At 61.5% G+C, this 4757-nt stretch carries 5 protein-coding genes; 1 reads left to right on the top strand and 4 read right to left on the bottom strand.

Annotated features, from left to right (window positions below; all coding sequences use genetic code 11):
* Positions 1–1402 (bottom strand): glutamine synthetase family protein (locus EN994_RS18305; RefSeq protein WP_164745995.1); only part of this gene is annotated, 1402 nt, incomplete at its 3' end.
* Positions 1403–1547: 145 nt separating this feature from the next.
* On the opposite strand from EN994_RS18305, the gene EN994_RS18310 reads away from it, so the two are divergent.
* The gene (locus tag EN994_RS18310) at positions 1548–2261 is read left to right on the top strand and encodes an HAD family hydrolase (RefSeq protein ID WP_063170071.1); all 714 of its coding nucleotides are present in this window, start codon (positions 1548–1550) and stop codon (positions 2259–2261) included.
* A gap of 83 nt (positions 2262–2344) precedes the next feature.
* Here EN994_RS18310 and EN994_RS18315 read toward each other — a convergent pair whose 3' ends face one another.
* The 3 genes from EN994_RS18315 to aceA all read right to left on the bottom strand — a co-directional run bounded on the left by EN994_RS18315 (position 2345) and on the right by aceA (position 4618).
* Complete coding sequence (locus EN994_RS18315; RefSeq protein WP_224621462.1) at positions 2345–2749, bottom strand: response regulator; 405 nt, start codon at positions 2747–2749, stop codon at positions 2345–2347.
* A gap of 278 nt (positions 2750–3027) precedes the next feature.
* The gene (locus EN994_RS18320; RefSeq protein ID WP_006202762.1) at positions 3028–3270 is read right to left on the bottom strand and encodes a hypothetical protein; all 243 of its coding nucleotides are present in this window, start codon (positions 3268–3270) and stop codon (positions 3028–3030) included.
* 58 nt (positions 3271–3328) lie between these two features.
* Positions 3329–4618, bottom strand: coding sequence for an isocitrate lyase (aceA, locus tag EN994_RS18325; protein ID WP_127307704.1), 1290 nt, complete (start codon positions 4616–4618; stop codon positions 3329–3331).
* Positions 4619–4757 lie beyond the last annotated feature (139 nt).

The following is a 4757-nucleotide window of genomic DNA, read 5'->3' on the forward strand; positions in this document are numbered from 1 at the left end:
GACTGATCACTTCCATGAAGGTCTCGAATTCCGCGCGCTTGATCGCCGCATAGGTCGCGGCGAACGACTTGCCCAGATGAGCGCAGAGTTCCTCGTCGCCCTCGAACAGGTCGACGGCTTCAAGCAGGCCGCGCGGCAGGTCGATCTCGTCGGCATTGGCCGTTGTCAGGACCGGGGGCTCGGCCTTGATCTTGTTGGTGATGCCGATCAGCCCGCAGGCAAGCGATGCCGCCAGCGCCAGATAGGGATTGGCATCGGAGGACGGGATGCGGTTTTCGACGCGCCGTGCCGCCGGATCCGAGCGTGGCACGCGAAACGCCGTGGTGCGGTTGTCATAGCCCCATTTGTTGTTGACCGGCGCCGACGCCGCCTGTGTCAGCCGGCGGTAGGAATTGACATAGGGCGCGAACATCACCAGCGCGTTCGGCACATGCTTCTGCATGCCGCCGATAAAGTGGAAAAAATCGTCGGTTTCCGAGCCGTCAGCGGCCGAAAAGATGTTCTGTCCGGTCTTCTTGTCGATGATCGACTGATGGATGTGCATGGCGGAGCCGGGTTGCCCCTGGATCGGCTTGGCCATGAAGGTGGCGTAGATCTCGTGCTTCAGCGCCGCCTCGCGAATGGTGCGCTTGAACATGAACACCTGGTCGGCCAGTTCGATCGGGTCGCCATGGCGCAGATTGATCTCCAACTGGCCGGCACCTTCCTCGTGGATCAGCGTATCGATCTCCAGGCCCTGGCTTTCGGAGAAATGGTAGATGTCGTCGATCAGTTCGTCGAATTCGTTGACGCCGGCGATCGAATAGCCGGCGCCGCCGCCGATCGCGCGTCCCGACCGGCCAACCGGCGGGGTCAGCGGATAGTCCGGGTCGGGATTCTTGCGCACCAGGTAGAACTCGATCTCGGGCGCCACCACAGGCTTCAGGCCGAGCTTGTCATAGGCGGCCACCACACGCTTCAACACGTTGCGCGGCGTGAACTCGACCGAGCGTCCGTCCTGGTGGACGAGGTCGCAGATGACCGCTGCCGTCGGGTCTTCTTCCCAGGGCACCACCGTCAGCGTCGACAGGTCGGGCATCAGTTTGAGGTCGCCGTCGTCTTCCGGGTAATGGAAGCCGTTGCCATCCTCGGGGTAGCCGCCGGATATCGTCGTCATGAAGACTGCCGACGGCAGCGCCAGCGAGGTGTTGGAGGTGAATTTCTTCGATGGCATCATCTTGCCACGCGCGACGCCTGCCTGATCGGGCGTGATGCACTCGATGTCCTCGATGCCGCGCCATTCCAGCCAGGCGCTGACTTCCTTCCAGTTCTTGACGCCTCGTTGGTTTTTCACGAAGGCAGGCGTGCGGGCGCGTCCTCCGCGGCTCGACGGACGGACTTCCTTTTTTGCAGGCGGCATCATTCACCAGATTGGGTTGCGGATTGTGGAGTATAGCCGTGCCCTCCTATGGAAGGGAAGGGGAGCCGCGTCGGGCATTGCCCGGTGCGGTTGAAAATCACGCCAATCGGCTTAGTTTCGGCCGTCCCAATTCCAATCGAGGCGTTCAATGCGGCGCAATGACAAACTGACGACGATCGGCTTCGACGCCGACGACACGTTGTGGCAGAACGAGCAGTTCTTCCGGCTGACGGAAAAGCGCTTTGCCGCCATGCTCGTCGACCATGGCGAAGCGGAGCACATCTCGGCACGATTGCTGGAGGCCGAAAGGCGCAACCTCGCTGTCTATGGCTTCGGCATCAAGGGATTTACCCTGTCGATGATCGAGACGGCGATCGAGGTCACGCAAGGCCGCGTGCCGGGCTCGGTCATAGCGGAGATTCTCGATGCCGGCCGCGAGATGCTGAGCCATCCGATCGAGGCCTTGCCGCACGCCCGCGAGACGGTCGAAAAGCTTGCCGGCGCATTCCGCCTCGTGCTGATCACCAAGGGCGACCTCTTCGACCAGGAGCGCAAGCTGGCTGGCTCAGGCCTTGGCGATCTGTTCGACGCGGTCGAGATCGTCAGCGACAAGAATGCTGCCACCTATAGCAGGCTCTTCAACCGCCACGGCGATGGTCCGGCGAAAAGCATGATGGTCGGCAACTCGCTGAAGTCGGATGTGGTGCCGGCCATCGAGGCCGGCGGCTGGGGTGTTCATGTGCCGCATGAACTGACCTGGGTGCTGGAGCATGTCGAAGCGCCGGTAACCGAATCGAGGTTCCGCCAGATATCCGATCTCGGACAACTGCCCGGACTGATCGAAAGCATCATCGATCCCTGATCGCCGGGCGATCCGTGGTCGCCCGGCCTTACCTGGTTTCGATTCCGGACGGAAAAACCGCTATACACTTTCCCGCAATTGCCTCAGCGGCCGATCAGGCGATCGATCACCGGTTGCAACCGTTCGGGCGTGATCGGCTTGGCGATCACCACGTCGATGACACCAGACAGGCCCAGGCTTTCCGTGGTGCCATTCTTGGTTGACAGCAGGATTACCGGTGGCAGCGATTTGCCCGAGGCGCGGCGCAACGCGTCGATGCTGGACATCAGATTGTCGCAGTCCTTGTTGTCGGCGCCGCCGTCAAGGACAACCGCGCCGGGAATGAGCGACCGCAAGATCCTTGCCGCCGTGTCGGGAGATTCCGAAATCGGCTTGAGCCCGGATCGCTCGACGATCTTTGAAATCACCACGCGATTGATTGGCGACCTGCCGACGACAAGCACCTGCGACGGATCACGGATCGCCTCGGTGGTTGAGCCGCGGGTCACCAGATTCGGATGTCTTGGAGTCTCGCCTTCGCGATTCACCGGGCACACAAGTCAGCCAAGAAGCTCGCCCCTATTTCAATGCAGAGTTGAATCCGGAGCGCAATTGGCGTGAGATCGCAGCCTATGTCAAGTTGAAATAAAAGTGCCCGAAATCATCGCCGGGACAGTGAATTTCAAGCAACGCTACTGTACTCGACTGTCCACACGTGCATTTCATAAAAAGAAAATTCACCTGCGCAGGGGCTGCGCAGGTGAAGGGTCGGTTGCATGAATTTCAGTCAGCCGTGGCTCTGCTGCGTGACGATCACCGGGATCAGCAGATCGCCCCAGTTGCCGTCGCCGCCGTGATGTCGTGCCGAGCGCACGAGTTCCACCGAGACGCCCGCCTCGACCGCCTTCATAACCGACTGGTTGAGGCGGTGCAGGTCGTTGGCCAGCATGCGGATCGTCGCCTGCTGGTCGACGCTCATCGTTGTCGACTGTTCCTCGGCGCGTTCCTTGACGCGGCTTATCGATGCCATTGGTTTTCTCCTTGTGTCCCAAGCCCTGTCGGGCGTTTCCTCTGAGTTTTTCTGTTCGCTATTCGGCGGCCGGTTTGAACTGCGCGTGCTCCGTCGATTCATGCATGGCGGTGGTCGACGACTGGCCGCCGGTGATCGCCATCGACACGGCGTCGAAATAGCCGGTGCCGACCTCGCGCTGATGCTTGGTCGCGGTGTAGCCATCGGCCTCGGCCGCGAACTCCGCTTCCTGCAACTCGGAATAGGCCGCCATCTGCCGCGCCTTGTAGCCGCGCGCCAGTTCGAACATGCCGTAGTTGAGCTGGTGGAAGCCGGCGAGCGTGATGAACTGGAACTTGTAGCCCATGGCGCCGAGCTCCTTCTGGAACTTGGCAATCGTCGCGTCGTCGAGGTTCTTCTTCCAGTTGAACGACGGCGAGCAATTGTAGGCGAGCAGCTTGTCGGGATGGTGCTTGCGCACGCCCTCGGCGAATTTCCTGGCCTGCGCCAGGTCGGGTTTCGAGGTCTCGCACCAGATCAGATCCGCGTACGGCGCATAGGCGATGGCGCGGGCAATGCAGGGCTCGATGCCGCTCCTGACATGATAGAAACCCTCAACCGTGCGCCCGGCGTCGTGGTCGACGAAAGGCTGGTCGCGCTCGTCGATGTCGGAGGTGAGCAGCTTGGCGGCTTCCGCATCGGTGCGCGCGACGACCAGGGTCGGCGTGCCCATCACGTCCGCCGCCAGGCGCGCGGCGTTGAGGTTGCGGATGTGCGCCGCAGTCGGGATCAGCACCTTGCCGCCGAGATGGCCGCATTTCTTTTCCGACGCCAACTGGTCCTCATAGTGGACGCCGGCGGCGCCCGCCTCGATGAAGGCCTTCATGATTTCGAAGGCGTTGAGCGGCCCGCCGAAGCCAGCTTCGGCGTCGGCAACGATCGGCGCGAACCAGGTTTCGACCGAAAGCCCATTGCCTTCGGAGGTCTCGATCTGGTCGGCGCGCTGCAGCGTCCGGTTGATGCGCTTGACCAGTTCAGGCGCCGCATTGGCCGGGTAGAGCGACTGATCCGGATACATCGCGCCAGCCGTGTTGGCGTCGGCGGCAACCTGCCAGCCCGACAGGTAGATCGCCTTCAGCCCGGCGCGCACCTGCTGCATCGCCTGATTGCCGGACATGGCGCCGAGCGCGTTGACGAAGTCCTCCTCGTGGATGAGCTTCCACAGCCGATTGGCGCCCATTTCGGCAAGGCTCTGGCGGATCTGCACCGAACCGCGCAGACGCTTCACATCCGCCGCCGAGTAGGGTCGTTCGATACCGTCGAAGCGACCTTCCGGCGCCGATGGGACGAGGTTGTAAAAATCAGTCATTGGTCACTCCGAGGAATTGCTGATCTGTGTCAAGGCGTCAATCATTTGGGGGTAGTTGGGTGTGACTGGATTTACATTTCTGCGCGAAATCAGCCACAAAAATCAGGTAAACTGAGAGGATATAAGAGAAAACCTGTGT

The organism is Mesorhizobium sp. M7A.F.Ca.CA.002.09.1.1, assembly GCF_003998555.1.
GTDB lineage: Bacteria > Pseudomonadota > Alphaproteobacteria > Rhizobiales > Rhizobiaceae > Mesorhizobium > Mesorhizobium ciceri.